Source organism: Streptomyces pimonensis, from assembly GCF_041380215.1.
Taxonomy (GTDB): Bacteria; Actinomycetota; Actinomycetes; order Streptomycetales; family Streptomycetaceae; genus Streptomyces; species Streptomyces pimonensis.
The window spans coordinates 16,365-31,631 of record NZ_JAHWZY010000032.1 but is presented as its reverse complement, the minus strand read 5'-3'; the positions used below and the strand labels follow the sequence as shown (position 1 = coordinate 31,631).

The 15,267-nt window shown below is 71.2% G+C and carries 12 protein-coding genes; 8 read left to right on the top strand and 4 right to left on the bottom strand.

What is annotated here, in order from left to right:
• Nucleotides 1-11: 11 nt before the first annotated feature.
• Nucleotides 12-1,505: a GTPase HflX gene (hflX, locus tag KYY02_RS25990; RefSeq protein ID WP_371241972.1), complete on the top strand. Its 1,494-nt coding sequence runs from the start codon at nucleotides 12-14 to the stop codon at nucleotides 1,503-1,505.
• A gap of 38 nt (nucleotides 1,506-1,543) precedes the next feature.
• On the opposite strand, the gene KYY02_RS25985 is transcribed toward hflX, so the two are convergent.
• Nucleotides 1,544-1,738 (bottom strand): hypothetical protein, encoded by a 195-nt coding sequence (locus KYY02_RS25985; protein ID WP_371241970.1) that lies wholly within the window; start codon nucleotides 1,736-1,738, stop codon nucleotides 1,544-1,546.
• A 144-nt stretch (nucleotides 1,739-1,882) separates the two neighbouring features.
• Entirely contained in the window at nucleotides 1,883-3,100 is a 1,218-nt protein-coding gene (locus KYY02_RS25980; protein ID WP_371241968.1) for a trypsin-like serine peptidase, read from the bottom strand.
• A 366-nt stretch (nucleotides 3,101-3,466) separates the two neighbouring features.
• Here KYY02_RS25980 and KYY02_RS25975 point away from each other — a divergent pair, with 366 nt between their 5' ends.
• From KYY02_RS25975 to KYY02_RS25960, 4 genes are all read left to right on the top strand, one after another.
• Entirely contained in the window at nucleotides 3,467-4,033 is a 567-nt protein-coding gene (locus KYY02_RS25975; RefSeq protein WP_371241965.1) for a PLP-dependent aminotransferase family protein, read from the top strand.
• A gap of 49 nt (nucleotides 4,034-4,082) precedes the next feature.
• Nucleotides 4,083-5,930, top strand: coding sequence for an IucA/IucC family protein (locus KYY02_RS25970; protein ID WP_371241963.1), 1,848 nt, complete (start codon nucleotides 4,083-4,085; stop codon nucleotides 5,928-5,930).
• Nucleotides 5,825-6,496 carry a GNAT family N-acetyltransferase gene (locus KYY02_RS25965; protein ID WP_371242053.1) on the top strand — a complete coding sequence of 224 codons (672 nt, stop codon included), beginning with the start codon at nucleotides 5,825-5,827 and terminating at the stop codon, nucleotides 6,494-6,496. The genes KYY02_RS25970 and KYY02_RS25965 overlap by 106 nt, the downstream gene beginning before the upstream one ends.
• 227 nt (nucleotides 6,497-6,723) lie before the next feature.
• On the top strand, nucleotides 6,724-8,712 hold the full coding sequence (locus KYY02_RS25960; protein ID WP_371241961.1) for an ATP-dependent DNA helicase: 1,989 nt from the start codon (nucleotides 6,724-6,726) through the stop codon (nucleotides 8,710-8,712).
• Between the two features lie 141 nt (nucleotides 8,713-8,853).
• On the opposite strand, the gene lexA is transcribed toward KYY02_RS25960, so the two are convergent.
• Nucleotides 8,854-9,633: a transcriptional repressor LexA gene (gene lexA / locus KYY02_RS25955; protein WP_371241959.1), complete on the bottom strand. Its 780-nt coding sequence runs from the start codon at nucleotides 9,631-9,633 to the stop codon at nucleotides 8,854-8,856.
• 527 nt (nucleotides 9,634-10,160) lie between these two features.
• On the opposite strand from lexA, the gene nrdR reads away from it, so the two are divergent.
• Nucleotides 10,161-10,709: a transcriptional regulator NrdR gene (gene nrdR / locus KYY02_RS25950; protein WP_371241957.1), complete on the top strand. Its 549-nt coding sequence runs from the start codon at nucleotides 10,161-10,163 to the stop codon at nucleotides 10,707-10,709.
• Nucleotides 10,710-10,873: 164 nt separating this feature from the next.
• Complete coding sequence (locus KYY02_RS25945) at nucleotides 10,874-13,768, top strand: vitamin B12-dependent ribonucleotide reductase (protein ID WP_371241952.1); 2,895 nt, start codon at nucleotides 10,874-10,876, stop codon at nucleotides 13,766-13,768.
• A gap of 88 nt (nucleotides 13,769-13,856) precedes the next feature.
• Here the strand turns inward: KYY02_RS25945 and KYY02_RS25940 are convergent, their stop codons facing one another.
• Complete coding sequence (locus KYY02_RS25940) at nucleotides 13,857-14,390, bottom strand: TerD family protein (protein WP_371241948.1); 534 nt, start codon at nucleotides 14,388-14,390, stop codon at nucleotides 13,857-13,859.
• A gap of 156 nt (nucleotides 14,391-14,546) precedes the next feature.
• On the opposite strand from KYY02_RS25940, the gene KYY02_RS25935 reads away from it, so the two are divergent.
• A complete protein-coding gene (locus KYY02_RS25935; protein WP_371241945.1) occupies nucleotides 14,547-15,152 on the top strand; it encodes a YdbC family protein in 606 nt (201 codons plus the stop codon).
• Nucleotides 15,153-15,267 lie beyond the last annotated feature (115 nt).

Here is a 15,267-nt window from a genome sequence, read left to right as displayed (position 1 = left end):
GTAAGGACCCAATGACCTCCTCTTCCTCCCCTTCCCAGGACACCAAGCGTCTCGCGCACACCTATCCCGAGGGTCTTCGGGCCGATGCCCTGATGGAAGAGGACGTCGCCTGGAGCCTGGACATCGACGGAGAGCGGGACGGTGACCAGTTCGACCGCTCCGAGCGCGCGGCCCTGCGCCGTGTCGCCGGTCTCTCCACCGAGCTCGAGGACGTCACCGAGGTCGAGTACCGGCAGCTCCGCCTGGAGCGGGTCGTGCTCGTCGGCGTGTGGACCTCGGGAACCGTGCAGGACGCGGACAACTCCCTGGCGGAGCTCGCCGCCCTCGCGGAGACGGCCGGCGCCCTCGTTCTCGACGGCGTGATCCAGCGCCGCGACAAGCCCGACGCCGCCACCTACATCGGCTCCGGCAAGGCCGAGGAGCTGCGCGACATCGTGCTCGACACGGGCGCGGACACCGTCATCTGCGACGGTGAGCTCAGCCCCGGTCAGCTGATCCACCTCGAGGACGTCGTCAAGGTCAAGGTCATCGACCGTACGGCCCTGATCCTGGACATCTTCGCCCAGCACGCCAAGTCCCGCGAGGGCAAGGCGCAGGTCGCGCTCGCGCAGATGCAGTACATGCTGCCGCGACTGCGCGGCTGGGGTCAGTCGCTGTCCCGGCAGATGGGCGGCGGCAAGGGCGGCGGCCTCGCCACCCGCGGTCCCGGTGAGACGAAGATCGAGACGGACCGGCGCCGGATCCGCGAGAAGATGGCGAAGATGCGCCGGGAGATCGCGGAGATGAAGACCGGCCGCGAGATCAAGCGCCAGGAGCGCAAGCGCCACAAGGTGCCGTCCGTGGCCATCGCGGGCTACACCAACGCCGGCAAGTCCTCGCTGCTCAACCGCCTCACGGGCGCGGGCGTACTGGTCGAGAACGCCCTGTTCGCGACCCTCGACCCGACCGTGCGCCGGGCCGAGACCCCGAGCGGACGGCTGTACACGCTGGCCGACACGGTCGGGTTCGTCCGGCACCTGCCGCACCACCTGGTCGAGGCGTTCCGCTCCACGATGGAGGAGGTCGGCGACGCCGACCTGATCCTGCACGTGGTGGACGGTTCGCACCCGGTCCCGGAGGAGCAGCTGGCCGCCGTACGCGAGGTGATCAGGGACGTCGGCGCCACCGGCGTACCCGAGATCGTGGTGATCAACAAGGCCGACGCGGCCGACCCGCTGACGCTCCAGCGGCTGCTGCGGGTGGAGAAGCGCTCCATCGCGGTCTCGGCCCGCACAGGCCGGGGCATCCCGGAGCTGCTCGCGCTGATCGACAACGAGTTGCCCCGCCCGTCCGTGGAGATCGAGGTGCTCGTGCCCTACACCCACGGGAAGCTGGTCGCCCGCGCCCATGACGAGGGCGAGGTGATCTCCGAGGAGCACACCGCGGAGGGCACCCTGCTCAAGGTCCGGGTGCACGAGGAGTTGGCGGCGGAGCTCACGCCGTACGTTCCGACCCCGGCCGGCTGAGCCGCTCACGGCAGGGACGGGCCCTCGTCATGTGCGGTTCACCGGCCGCATGCCGGACGGGGGATCCGCACCTCGCCGGCGTTGCCGGCGGCCCGGGAGACGGTGGCGTCGGGCTTGTCGTCCGCCTCGTCCTTCCCGGAACCACCGCACGCGGTCGCGGTGAGCACCAGGGCGGCGACGAGACCGGTTGAGGTGAGGACGGTGCGAGGGCCGCGCCGGAGTGGCGCGGACACACATGTGGAACGCATGGTGAGCGCCCCCCCCCGTCGGAGCGAGTGAAGGTCCTGCCGCGTACGCGCGTTCCGTTCGGGCTCCGGCACCGGGTGCCGCCACCCTGCCCGGCCCGCGTGCGGCGGCACGCGGGCCGGGCGCGCCGCTCACTGACCGGCGAACTTCTCGCTGACCGCGTCGTACACGCCCTTGGCCTCGTCACCCAGTCGCGGGCCGGCCAGCCAGCCCGACGTCACCGGGCCGATGGAGGTGTTGGACACCAGCGCAGGCTTTCCGTCCGAGCCCGTCGCGACCCAGCCGCCACCGGACGAACCGGCGGTCATGCTGCACCCGATGCGGTACATCGTCGGGTCCGACTCGCCGAGCGACAGCCGCCCGGGCTCGTCCTGGCAGCGGTACAGCGTCTGGCCGTCGTACGGCGGGGCGGCCGGGTAACCGATCGCCGTGACCTCCTCCACCTCCGGTGCCGCGGGGGCGCCGAAGTCCACCGGCAGCGCCGAACCGACCGTCTCCTCCAGCGACTTGCCGCCGTTGCCCTCCTCCGGCGTCACATGGATGACCGCGAAGTCGTACGGGGCGCCGTCACCGCCGGTGGAACCGCCCTGCTCGATCCACCGGTCCGAGGTCTGCGCCCAGTCACCCCACCAGACCCCGTACGGAGCGATCTCCTCCTTCGTGGCGGTCTCCAGCTCCTCCGCCGACCCGCCCGCGTCGTTGTACGACGGCACGAAGGCGATGTTGCGGTACCAGCCGCCCTTCTTGCCCGCGTGCACACAGTGGCCCGCCGTCCACACCATGTTGGACCTGCCCGGATTGGCCGGGTCCTGCACCACCGTGGCCGAGCAGACCATCGTGCCCTCGGGCGAGTCGAAGAACACCTTGCCCGCCGTGGGGGCGTTGGCGTGGTACGACGGGGCGACGGCCTGTGCCTGCACCGGTTCCGGAGCCGGGTCCGTCACGCCCTGGTCACCGGAGACGTCGCTCTCGTCGACCTTCTGGTCCGGCTCCTCGGCCTCCCGCATGCGGTCCGGGTCCCACAGGTCCTCGATGATCGGGTTGACGAAGTCCTGCGCCTCACGCAGCCAGTCGTCCTTGCTCCAGTCCTTCCAGGCGCCGTTCCGCCACGTGTCGAGGTCGATCCCGTGCTCCTTGAGCCGGTCCTTGATGTCCTCCGGGATCCTGAGCTTGCCGTCGTCGGCCGCGGCGGTCGCGGAGGACCCGGCGCTCGCGTCGGTCTCCCCCGACCCGCAGGCGGTGGCGGTGAGGGCGAGTGCCGAGGCGAGTGCGACCACGGCCAGAACGGGGGAGGTCCGGCGCGCCCGCCCCCCTCGGCGAGCGGTGGACGAAGGCCGTATGGATCGCATGATCTGACTCCCCCTGGAATGAACGTACTCGGTGCTTCGACCGTGCTTCCGCCCCTGGTCCGCACGGGGTTCGGGGGCGCCCCCACGGCCTTCGGGAACGGCACCACACACTATGCGCTCGCCGTGGGGGACATCCGACGGAACGGCAACGGTTCGGCTACAAGCCGCCTGACCTGGTCGATCGTCCGGAGATGCGCCGATTTGGAGCCGCCGGGCCCCCGGACGCCGGTCCATGGGGCCGAGGATCCCGGAGCAACCCGTAACCCGGTGGGTGGTCCGCGGTTGGTAGCGGTGGAGGGTCCGCTGCCCGTACGCGGACGCCCCGTGCCGTGATGCGGTGGGAGCGACAGGGGAGGACGGAGGACGGTGGCGGAATCCACGCACGAGGGGCGAGGGACCGGGGCGCTGCCGATCGTCCCGGTACGGGCACGCGGGACGACCACCGAGGGCGCGGACGGACGGCGCTGTCTGGACTGTTTCCCCGGTGCGGGAACCCTCGCCCTCGGACACGACCACTCCGTCGTGCCGGAGCCGGTCCGCGGCACCGTCGACTCGGGCGCGCCGCTCCACGTTCCCGGTCCGGCGACCCCGGTGAAGGACGCCCTCGTCACCGACCTGTCGCGCACCCTGCCACCCGGGCTCGCCGAACGGACCCGCGTGCGCTTCCGCGGACCGGGCCGCGACACGGTGGCGACCGCCCTCCGGCTCGCGCGGACGGCGACCGGACGGGCCGGTGGCGGGCGCGGTGCCGGACTCGCCGACCGACGGCCGGCCGGGGCGATCGTCGAGCCCGTGCGGAACGACGGCGGGGTGCTCCCGGAACCGGACGCCCGGCGGCGGGACCGACTCGCCGACGCCCTCCGCGCGGCGGTCCGCGACCACCCGCACGGAGAACCCCGCGCCCCGGGCCGCCGTCACGCACGGACGGACTGACGACACGAAGCCCCGCCCCGCCGCCGCACCCCTTCTCCGAGGACCCGCCTTGCACACGATCCCCACGCCGGCAGACCGCACCGACCCCTTGGTTTTCCACCAGGAGCGAAGCCCGTCCCGTGCCGAAGGGCCCAGAGGCACCGGCACGAGCCCCTTGGACCACCCCGACCCGTACAGGGCGGCCCAAGCCGCGGCCACGGACAACCTCCTGCGCTGCTGGGCACGCGAAACCGGCCTGCCCGCCCCGGACGGCGCCACCTTGCGCCTCCCCCTGCCGGCCAGCGGCGCGGCCCTGCTCGTGCCCGTCCTGTACTGGTCCCCGACCGGCTGGCACCGCTTCGGCCCTCCCCGCCTGGCCGACGCCCCGGACCCCGCCCCACCGGTCGACGCCGTCCTGCTCGCCGCCCTCCTCGGCAGGGAGAGCGCCGGCCTCCCGGAACCGGTGCGTCCGTCGGTGAGCGACGGCACCGCCCTGGTTGCGCGCGTCGCCGACTCCCTACGCCGCGTCGTCGCCTTCGTCACCGACCGGCGGGAGAACACGGCCGACCACCCCGACCTCTTCCTCGCCGCCGAACAGGCACTCGTCCTCGGGCATCCGCTGCACCCGGACCCGAAGAGCCGCGAGGGCCTCTCCGACACCGAGGCACAGCGGTACTCGCCCGAGTCGCGAGGTTCCTTCCCCCTGCACTGGGTGGCTGTCGCCCCCTCCCTGCTCGCCACCGACTCCGCGTGGACCGAACGCGGGCGTCCCGTCACCGCGGCCCACCTCACCGCACGCCTCGCCGGCACCGGGCTGTCGCTGCCCGACGGCTACACGGCTCTCCCCGTGCACCCCTGGCAACTGGGCCAGGTCCGCCTCCGTCCCGAGGTCGCCGCCCTGCTGGACGCCGGGCTGCTCCGCGACCTCGGCGGCCACGGCGCCCCCTGGCACCCCACCTCCTCCGTGCGCACCGTCCACCGGACGGGCGCCCCGGCCATGCTCAAGCTGTCGCTGGGACTGCGCATCACCAACTCCCGCCGGGAGAACCTCCGGAAGGAACTCCACCGGGGGGTCGAGGTCCACCGTCTGCTGCGCACCGGACTGTCCCGGCGGTGGCGGGCCGCGCACCCCGGCTTCGACATCGTCCGGGACCCGGCCTGGATCGCCGTGGACACACCGGCCGGTGACTTCGTGCCCGGACTCGACGCGGTGATCCGGCACAACCCGTTCCAGCCGCACGACGACGTCTCCTGCGTCGCCGGGCTGCTCTCGCCGCGGCCCCTCCCCGGTGGCCGTACGGGATCCCGGCTGGCCGGCATCGTCACCCGCCTCGCCGCTCGCACGGGTCGGCCGTCCGGCGCCGTCGCAGCCGAGTGGTTCCTGCGGTACCTGGAACACGTGGTGCGGCCCGTGCTGTGGCTGGACGGAGAGGCCGGCATCGCCCTCGAGGCGCACCAGCAGAACACCTTGTTGCTGCTGGACGCCGCCGGCTGGCCCTCGGGCGGACGCCACCGGGACAACCAGGGCTACTACTTCCGCGCGTCGCGACGCGCGGAACTCGACGCCCGGCTGCCCGGCGTCGGCGAGCACAGCGACACCTTCGTCTCCGACGAGGTCACCGACGAACGCTTCGCCTACTACCTGGGCGTCAACAACGTCCTCGGGCTCATCGGCGCCTTCGGCTCCCAGCGCCTGGCCGACGAACGGCTGCTGCTCGCCGCCCTCCGCCGGTTCCTCACCGGAGTGTCCGCCGGACCGGCCCGGACGCGCAGCACGCTGCCCGCCCGTCTGCTGGACTCACCCGTCCTGCGCTGCAAGGCGAACCTGCTGACCCGGCTGCACGGCCTCGACGAACTCGTCGGCCCGGTCGACACCCAGTCGGTCTACGTCACCATCGCCAACCCCCTGCACTCATGACGTCCGGTCACATCGGTGACTGGGGCCCGGTCAGGACCTGCGCGGGTCCGTTCCGGCTGGTCCCCGTCCGTGTCGAACGCGACCTGCCCCTTCTGACGCGGTGGATGAACGACCCGGCCGTCGCCCTGTTCTGGGAACTCGCCGGACCACCGGCCGTGACGGCCGACCATGTGCGGTCCCAGCTCGCCGGTGACGGACACAGCGTTCCGTGCCTCGGTGTCCTGGACGGAACGCCGATGAGCTACTGGGAGATCTACCGCGCGGATCTCGATCCCCTGGCCCGCCACTACCCGGCCCGACCGCACGACACCGGACTCCACGTCCTCATCGGCGCCGTCGGAGACCGGGGACGGGGCCTCGGCAGCGTCCTGCTCAGGACGGTCGCCGACCTCGCCCTCGCCCGGAGGCCCGCCTCGCCACGCGTCGTCGCGGAGCCCGACCTTCGCAACATCCCCTCCGTCACTGCCTTCCTCAACGCCGGCTTCTACTTCTCGGCCGAGCTCGACCTGCCCACCAAGCGGGCCGCCCTCATGGTCCGGGACCGCTCCCTGTGCCGTCTGATGTAGCGCTCCGTCACTGCGCCCCCCTCCTCTGGTACACCGCTCACGCCGCCGCGGCTCCCACCCGCGCCGCGGCAACGTCCAGGCCGCGGGCCCGGCAGGATCCCCCGTTCCACGCCCCGGCGACTTTGCAGCCCTCACGCCGTCCGACACAGGAGCCCCGTCTTGATCACGTCCCCAGCCTCCGCCGTGACCGCACGGATGTCAGCGCCGGGCCGTAGGGTGGTTGCGCTATGACGAAGCCCTCACTCCCCGAACTCCTGCACGCCGCCGTCACCGCCGTCGGCGGCACGGAGCGCCCCGGCCAGGTGGCCATGGCCGAAGCCGTCGCCGAGGCGATCGACGACGGATCCCATCTGCTGGTCCAGGCCGGCACCGGCACCGGAAAGTCGCTGGGCTATCTGGTGCCCGCGCTCGCGCAGGGGGAGCGGGTGGTGGTGGCGACGGCCACCCTGGCCCTGCAGCGCCAGCTGGTGGAGCGGGACCTGCCGCGCACGGTGGATTCGCTGCATCCGCTGCTGCGCCGCCGCCCGGAGTTCGCGATGCTCAAGGGCCGCTCCAACTACCTGTGCCTGCACCGGTTGCACGAAGGCGTGCCGCAGGACGAGGAGGAGGGGCTCTTCGACCAGTTCGAGGCGGCAGCCCCCACCAGCAAGCTGGGCCAGGACCTGCTGCGCCTGCGTGAATGGTCGGACGAGACGGAGACCGGCGACCGGGACGACCTCACGCCGGGCGTGTCCGACCGGGCATGGTCCCAGGTGTCGGTGTCGTCGCGGGAGTGCCTCGGCGCCACGAAGTGCGCCTACGGCGCCGAGTGCTTCGCCGAGACCGCCCGCGAGCGTGCCAAGCTGGCCGAGGTGGTCGTCACCAACCACGCCCTGCTCGCGATCGACGCCATCGAGGGAGCGCCGGTGCTGCCGCAGCACGAGGTGCTGATCGTCGACGAGGCCCACGAGCTGGTCTCCCGGGTCACCGGGGTCGCCACGGGGGAACTCACTCCCGGGCAGGTCAACCGCGCGGTGCGGCGCGCCGCGAAGCTGGTCGACGAGAAGGCCGCCGACCAGCTCCAGACCGCCGCCGAAGGGTTCGAACGGCTGATGGAGCTGGCCCTTCCGGGCCGGCTGGAGGAGATCCCGGAGGACCTCGGATACGCGCTCATGGCGCTGCGTGACGCCTGCCGCACCGTCATCTCCGCCATCGGCAGCACCCGCGACAAGTCCGTCCAGGACGAGGACGCAGTCCGCAAACAGGCGCTGGCCTCCGCGGAGAGCGTCCACGACGTGGCGGAGCGGATCACGAACGGCTCCGAGTGGGACGTCGTCTGGTACGAGCGGCACGACCGCTTCGGAGCGTCCCTGCGTGTCGCGCCCATGTCGGTCTCGGGACTGCTGCGGGAGAAGCTCTTCACCGACCGTTCCGTGGTCCTGACCTCCGCGACGCTGAAGCTGGGCGGCGACTTCAACGGCGTGGGAGCCTCACTGGGGCTGGGCCCCGAGGGGACCGAAGGCGATGATCTTCCCCGGTGGAAGGGCGTCGACGTCGGTTCGCCGTTCGACTACCCCAGGCAGGGCATCCTCTACGTCGCGAAGCATCTGGCCCGCCCGGCCCGTGACGGCGACCGGGGGGACATGCTGGACGAGCTGACCGAGCTGATCCAGGCGGCGGGCGGTCGCACCCTGGGGTTGTTCTCCTCGATGCGGGCCGCCCAGCTCGCCGCCGAGGAGCTGCGCTCCCGCGTCCCGGAGTTCCCGATCCTCCTCCAGGGCGAGGAGACGCTCGGCGAACTGATCAAGAACTTCGCGGCCGACCCGACGACCTGCCTCTTCGGCACACTGTCGCTCTGGCAGGGCGTCGACGTACCGGGTCCGAGCTGCCAGCTGGTGGTCATGGACAAGATTCCCTTCCCGCGTCCGGACGACCCCTTGATGAGCGCCCGCCAGAAGGCCGTGGAGGAAGCCGGCGGCAACGGCTTCATGGCCGTCGCCGCCACCCACGCGGCGCTGCTGATGGCGCAGGGAGCCGGCCGTCTCGTACGAGCCTCGGGGGACCGGGGCGTGGTGGCCGTACTGGACCAGCGGTTGGCCACCGCCCGGTACGGAAGCTATCTGAAGGCTTCGCTGCCCGACTTCTGGTACACCACGGACCGCAACCAGGTCAGGAAGTCGCTGGCCGCGATCGACGCGGCAGCACAGGAGGCGGAGGCCGGTACGGCGGCGCAGTGAGGGAGGTGGCGTGCTGCGGCACGCCACCGACCGGAAGCAGCAGCCGGTCCGTCCGGACAGCGCAGGACCCCGGAACCGGCGCAGGGGTTCCGGGGCCCGGTCGGGGGCGGGACGGCGGTCCGGGCCGGCCCCGCGTCGTGCTCAGACGCGCCGCAGAACGGCCACCACCTTGCCCAGGATGGTCGCGTCGTCGCCCGGGATCGGCTCGTAGGCCGCGTTGTGCGGAAGCAGCCAGACATGGCCGTCCTCCCGCTTGAAGCGCTTGACGGTCGCCTCACCGTCGAGCATGGCCGCGACGATGTCCCCGTTCTCGGCGACCGGCTGGCGGCGGACCGTCACCCAGTCGCCGTCACAGATCGCGGCCTCGATCATGGAGTCGCCCACGACCTTCAGCACGAACAGCTCACCATCGCCGACGAGCTGCCGGGGCAGGGGGAAGACGTCTTCGACGGACTCCTCGGCGAGGATCGGGCCACCGGCGGCGATACGGCCGACCAGTGGCACGTAGGACGCGGCCGGCTTGCCGGCGGTGTCCGTGGGCTGCACGGAGGCGGCCTGGTCGGAACCCCGTACCTCGTAGGCGCGGGGGCGGTGAGGATCGCGGCGCAGGAAGCCCTTGCGTTCCAGGGCCATCAGCTGATGGGCCACGGAGGAGGTGCTGGAGAGACCGACCGCCTGGCCGATCTCGCGCATCGACGGCGGGTAGCCGCGACGCTGCACCGAGTCCCTGATGACCTCGATCACCCGGCGCTGGCGGTCGGTGAGCCCGGAGCTGTCCGCCCGGATGCCGGGAGGTCGGCCCGGCAGGGAGCGCTTGTGCCCCTCGGGATTCGTGGCTTCGTTCATCGCATGCACCGGCTCGATCCGGCCCTGGGGGCTGTCCTGGGCAGTGATGGCGGCACTGTCTGCGGTGGTGGTCACGTCGGCCCCTCTCGATGGTCTCCCTGCAGCACAACGGTAGTTGCTTTCGAAAGGTTGCGCCAAACACACGTTCGAGTGAAAAAACGCGAATTGCTGTACGCAATCTCTCGCCGGGGTGTATCTGGTCGCCACGCTCCCTGTCGGGCGAACGGGCCGATCGTTGTACTCTTCACCGCCGAGGTGTCGGCCTCGCGCTCGCGGACCCAGTCTGTCACCGGGTGCCCCGCGGCGCGTGAAGCGGCTCGCGCTCTCTTCGGGAGTCGCGCACCCCCTCCCCGCCTCCGGCGCGGCGCCCCCGTCGCGCGACGGCCCGGCGTCTCCTGCCCGCCCCGATGCGCGCGACACGCGTGCGAGCGTGGATGTGTGAGCCAATCCCCACATCTAGTGGTTGGATTGCGGCAGCGGCCCAGAAGTTGTGGTCCCCCGGGTCTTCGGGCTCTCTGAGATCGCCTATGCTGGTGCTGCTTCGTGAGGCCCGAGAGACCTCGCGAGGTCGTTGAGTCTGCTGTGAGGAGGGTTGGGAGTTCATGCACTGCCCCTTCTGCAGGCACCCCGACAGCCGTGTCGTCGACAGTCGTACGACCGACGACGGCACGTCGATCCGCAGGCGCCGCCAGTGCCCGGACTGCTCCCGTCGTTTCACGACCGTGGAGACGTGTTCGCTCATGGTGGTCAAGCGGTCCGGAGTCACCGAGCCCTTCAGCCGCACCAAGGTCATCAACGGTGTGCGCAAGGCGTGCCAGGGGCGGCCCGTCACCGAGGACGCCCTCGCCCAGCTCGGGCAGCGTGTCGAGGAGGCGGTGCGGGCCACCGGGAGCGCCGAGCTGACCACCCACGACGTGGGGCTGGCCATTCTCGGGCCGTTGCAGGAACTCGACCTCGTCGCCTACCTGCGGTTCGCGTCCGTCTACCGGGCGTTCGGCTCGCTGGAGGACTTCGAGGCCGCGATCGCGGAACTCAGGCGGGCGGAGCGGCCGGCCGCGGACGACGGGGACGGCGAGGGAGCCGACCCGGGGGACCGGGAAGGCGACAGCGGGTCCGCCCGGGTCCCCGGACCCGCTCCCGCCACCGGCTGACCGGAGGGTCGGTCCGGCACGCCGGACGCGGGCCCGGCCGGGCGGCGGCGATGAGAAGACCTGCTGCGGGCGGACGAGTGGGCGCCCGCAGCATCAGACAGAACACCGTGCCACGGGAATAATCGGGGCACTTCAGGGCGTTTTCGCCCGTACAGGGAGGCGGCATGACAGAGACGGCGAGCGGTCCGGCACGGAGTCCCCGCGCCAAGAGCAACAAGGCCGGCAAGGGACTGCGGGTGGAGCGCATCCACACCACTCCCGGAGTCCACCCGTACGACGAGGTGGCCTGGGAGCGCCGTGACGTCGTCATGACCAACTGGCGCGACGGCTCGGTCAACTTCGAGCAGCGCGGCGTCGAGTTCCCCGACTTCTGGTCGGTGAACGCGGTCAACATCGTCACCAGCAAGTACTTCCGGGGCGCCGTGGGCACCCCGCAGCGCGAGACCGGCCTCAAGCAGCTGATCGACCGCATCGTGAAGACGTACCGGAAGGCCGGTGAGGACCACAGGTACTTCGCCTCGCCCGCCGACGCCGAGATCTTCGAGCACGAGCTGGCGTACGCCCTCCTGCACCAGATCTTCAGCTTCAACAGCCCCGTGTGGTTCAACGTGGGCACGCCCCAGCCGCAGCAGGTCTCCGCCTGCTTCATCCTGTCCGTCGACGACTCCATGGAGTCGATCCTCGACTGGTACAAGGAAGAGGGCATGATCTTCAAGGGCGGCTCCGGCGCCGGCCTGAACCTCTCCCGGATCCGCTCCTCCAAGGAGCTGCTGTCCTCCGGCGGCAACGCCTCCGGCCCGGTCTCCTTCATGCGCGGGGCCGACGCCTCCGCCGGAACGATCAAGTCGGGTGGCGCCACCCGCCGTGCGGCCAAGATGGTCGTCCTCGACGTGGACCACCCTGACATCGAGGACTTCATCGAGACCAAGGTCAAGGAGGAGGAGAAGATCCGCGTCCTGCGCGACGCGGGCTTCGACATGGACCTGGGCGGCGACGACATCGCGTCCGTCCAGTACCAGAACGCCAACAACTCGGTCCGTGTCAACGACGAGTTCATGCGGGCGGTCGAGCAGGGCGGCAAGTTCGGCCTGCGCGCCCGGATGACCGGCGAGGTCATCGAGGAGGTCGACGCCAAGGCGCTCTTCCGCAAGCTCGCCGAGGCCGCGTGGGCCTGCGCCGACCCGGGCATCCAGTACGACGGTGTCATCAACAACTGGCACACCTGCCCCGAGTCCGGCCGGATCACCGCGTCGAACCCGTGCAGCGAGTACATGCACCTGGACAACACGTCCTGCAACCTGGCCTCGCTGAACCTGATGAAGTTCCTCGAGGACGACGGCCAGGGCAACCAGTCGTTCGAGACCGAGCGCTTCCAGAAGGTCGTCGAGCTGGTCATCACCGCGATGGACATCTCGATCTGCTTCGCGGACTTCCCGACCCAGAAGATCGGCGAGAACACCCGCGCCTTCCGCCAGCTCGGCATCGGCTACGCCAACCTCGGCGCCCTGCTGATGGCGACCGGCCACGCCTACGACTCCGACGGCGGCCGCGCCCTCGCCGGCGCCATCACCTCCCTGATGACGGGCACGGCGTACCGGCGCTCCGCCGAACTCGCCGCGATCGTCGGCCCGTACGACGGCTACGCCCGCAACGCCGACGCCCACAAGCGCGTCATGAAGCAGCACGCCGACGCCAACGGCACGGCCGTGCGCATGGACGACCTGGACAGCCCGGTGTGGGCCGCCGCCACCGAGGCCTGGCAGGACGTGATCCGCCTCGGCGACATGAACGGCTTCCGCAACGCCCAGGCGTCCGTGCTCGCCCCGACCGGCACCATCGGTCTGGCGATGTCCTGCGACACCACCGGTGTCGAGCCGGACCTGGCGCTGGTGAAGTTCAAGAAGCTGGTCGGCGGCGGCTCGATGCAGATCGTCAACGGCACCGTCCCGCAGGCCCTGCGCCGCCTGGGCTACCAGGAGGAGCAGATCGAGGCGATCGTCGCCCACATCGCCGACCACGGCAATGTGATCGACGCCCCCGGTCTCAAGCAGGAGCACTACGAGGTGTTCGACTGCGCCATGGGCGAGCGGGCCATCTCCCCGATGGGCCACGTCCGCATGATGGCCGCGATCCAGCCCTGGATCTCCGGCGCCATCTCCAAGACGGTCAACATGCCGGAGACGGCGACCGTCGAGGAGGTCGAGGAGATCTACTTCGAGGCCTGGAAGCTGGGCGTCAAGGCGCTCGCCATCTACCGCGACAACTGCAAGGTCGGCCAGCCGCTCTCCGCGAAGACGAAGGAGAAGGAGAAGGCCGAGGTCACCGAGAAGGCCGAGGAGACGATCCGGGCCGCGGTCGAGAAGGTGGTCGAGTACCGCCCGGTCCGCAAGCGCCTCCCGAAGGGCCGTCCCGGCATCACCACCTCCTTCACGGTCGGCGGCGCCGAGGGCTACATGACCGCCAACTCCTACCCGGACGACGGTCTCGGCGAGGTCTTCCTGAAGATGTCCAAGCAGGGTTCGACGCTCGCGGGCATGATGGACGCCTTCTCCATCGCCGTCTCGGTGGGCCTCCAGTACGGCGTGCCGCTGGAGACGTACGTCTCGAAGTTCACCAACATGCGCTTCGAGCCGGCCGGTATGACGGACGACCCGGACGTGCGGATGGCGCAGTCGATCGTCGACTACATCTTCCGCCGCCTGGCGCTGGACTTCCTGCCCTTCGAGACGCGCTCCGCGCTCGGCATCCACTCCGCCGAGGAGCGTCAGCGCCACCTGGAGACCGGTTCGTACGAGCCGTCCGACGACGAGGTGGACGTCGAGGGCCTGGCCCAGTCGGCGCCGCGGACCCAGGAGCTGAAGGCGGTCGCCACGCCGAAGGCCGAGGCCGAGGCGGTCAGGACGGCCCCGAAGGAGGCCCACACCAGCGCCGAGCTGGTGGAGATGCAGCTGGGCATCCAGGCCGACGCCCCGCTGTGCTTCTCCTGCGGCACGAAGATGCAGCGCGCCGGTTCCTGCTACATCTGCGAGGGCTGCGGCTCGACCAGCGGCTGCAGCTGACGCGTCCGGGCGCTGCCCGGGTGCGAGGGAACGACTGAGGGCGGTGGCGCCGGGTCACCGGCGCCACCGCCCTCGGTGTTCCCGTGGGTCAGGCCCGGCGCGACGTCCCCATCACACGGGTGAAGGCCGCCGGGTCGCCCTCGAACCCCTGGACACCCGGGCGGAACTCCCAGGGCCCCGACCCGTCCCGGACGAACTCCGCGACCGTCGCCGCCGTGGCCCCGAGGACACCGCCGAAGTCGTCCTCGGCCAGCACGGTGTAACCCTCGCGGATGCGCAGACCGGGGTTGTCCACCCCGGAGAACGTCCGCCGCCCCTGGTGCTGCTGTATGACGACGCCGACCACCACGCGGGCGTACCGCTGGTCGAGCCGGTCCAGTTCCAGCGTCATGACCTCGTCGTAACCGAAGCCCTGGCCGTCCTTGCTGTCCCGGTTGAGCGTGATGGTGCCGTCGGGGGAGCGACTGTCGAAGTGCACCACGTAGGCGGGAGCACCATGCGGTTCGTCCGCAGTGTAGGGCGCGGCGACGAGGTCCAGATCGGTGGAGGGCTGCCCCGACGGATTCGGGTCCCACCTCAGTGCGATCTCGACCTTGCGGATGCCCTTGTTGAGGCCGTTCACCAGTCTTCCCCTTCCCCGTGACCGTGCTGCCCGCTCACCCCGACTGCCGGGTCCTCCCGGCAGGTTGTCCATCCTGCCACGCGTGTGGCGGCGGGCGCCGGTAAGCAGTCGTTCCGGGAGCGGCCGACGCCACGCTCCTGGCCTTACGATGGCGCGGTGCTGGTCAAGTGGATACGCTGCACCGTGGTGGACCGCCGCGGGTTCGAGCGGGGGCAGCGGAAGTGGGCGGGGCTTCTGGGGGAGCCGGGGTTTCGCGGGCAGGGCGGAGGATGGAGCCGGGGGCGGCCGGACGTGGCGCACCTCTTCTCCTTCTGGGAGAGCCGGGCCTTCTACGACTCGTTCATGGCCCGCTCCCACGACCGGCTCGCCTCGGCCCAGTCGGGCACGTTCAGGGACGCCCAGGTCAGGCTCTTCGACCACCGTTTCGACGTGAAGACCGGCTTCGAACCGCGTTTCACGGACGCCGACCTGCTCAGGGTGGCGCTGTGCCGCGTGCACGAGGAGCGGTCGGAGCACTTCGTGCTGATGCAGGAGAAGGTCTGGAACCCGGCCATGGCCGGCTCGCCCGGCATGGTCCGGGGACTGTTCGGGGAGGCGCCCGGGCACGAGTTCCTGGTGCTCTCGATGTGGCGGTCGGCCGCCGAGCACGGCAAGTACCGCACCGAGCGGGTGGAGCGCCTGGCGCTGAGGGCGCAGACGGAGGCCGATGTCGCGGCCCTCACGGGGGACATCGTGGAGATGGAATCGTCCTGGACGGTGTGACGTCCGGAAGCGGAACGGTGCCCGCCGGTGTGACGCGGGGTGCGGGATGTGTGTGACCTGCGCCGTATGGGGACCGCACGAGTGCTCGTCCGACCGTCACCCGATCTAGGGTTTT

Coding starts and splice junctions, on each gene's coding strand:
- hflX (WP_371241972.1), top strand. CDS start 12: ATGACCTCCTCTTCCTCCCCTTCCCAGGACACCAAGCGTCTCGCGCAC.
- KYY02_RS25980 (WP_371241968.1), bottom strand. CDS start 3,100: ATGCGATCCATACGGCCTTCGTCCACCGCTCGCCGAGGGGGGCGGGCG.
- KYY02_RS25960 (WP_371241961.1), top strand. CDS start 6,724: ATGACGAAGCCCTCACTCCCCGAACTCCTGCACGCCGCCGTCACCGCC.
- nrdR (WP_371241957.1), top strand. CDS start 10,161: ATGCACTGCCCCTTCTGCAGGCACCCCGACAGCCGTGTCGTCGACAGT.
- KYY02_RS25945 (WP_371241952.1), top strand. CDS start 10,874: ATGACAGAGACGGCGAGCGGTCCGGCACGGAGTCCCCGCGCCAAGAGC.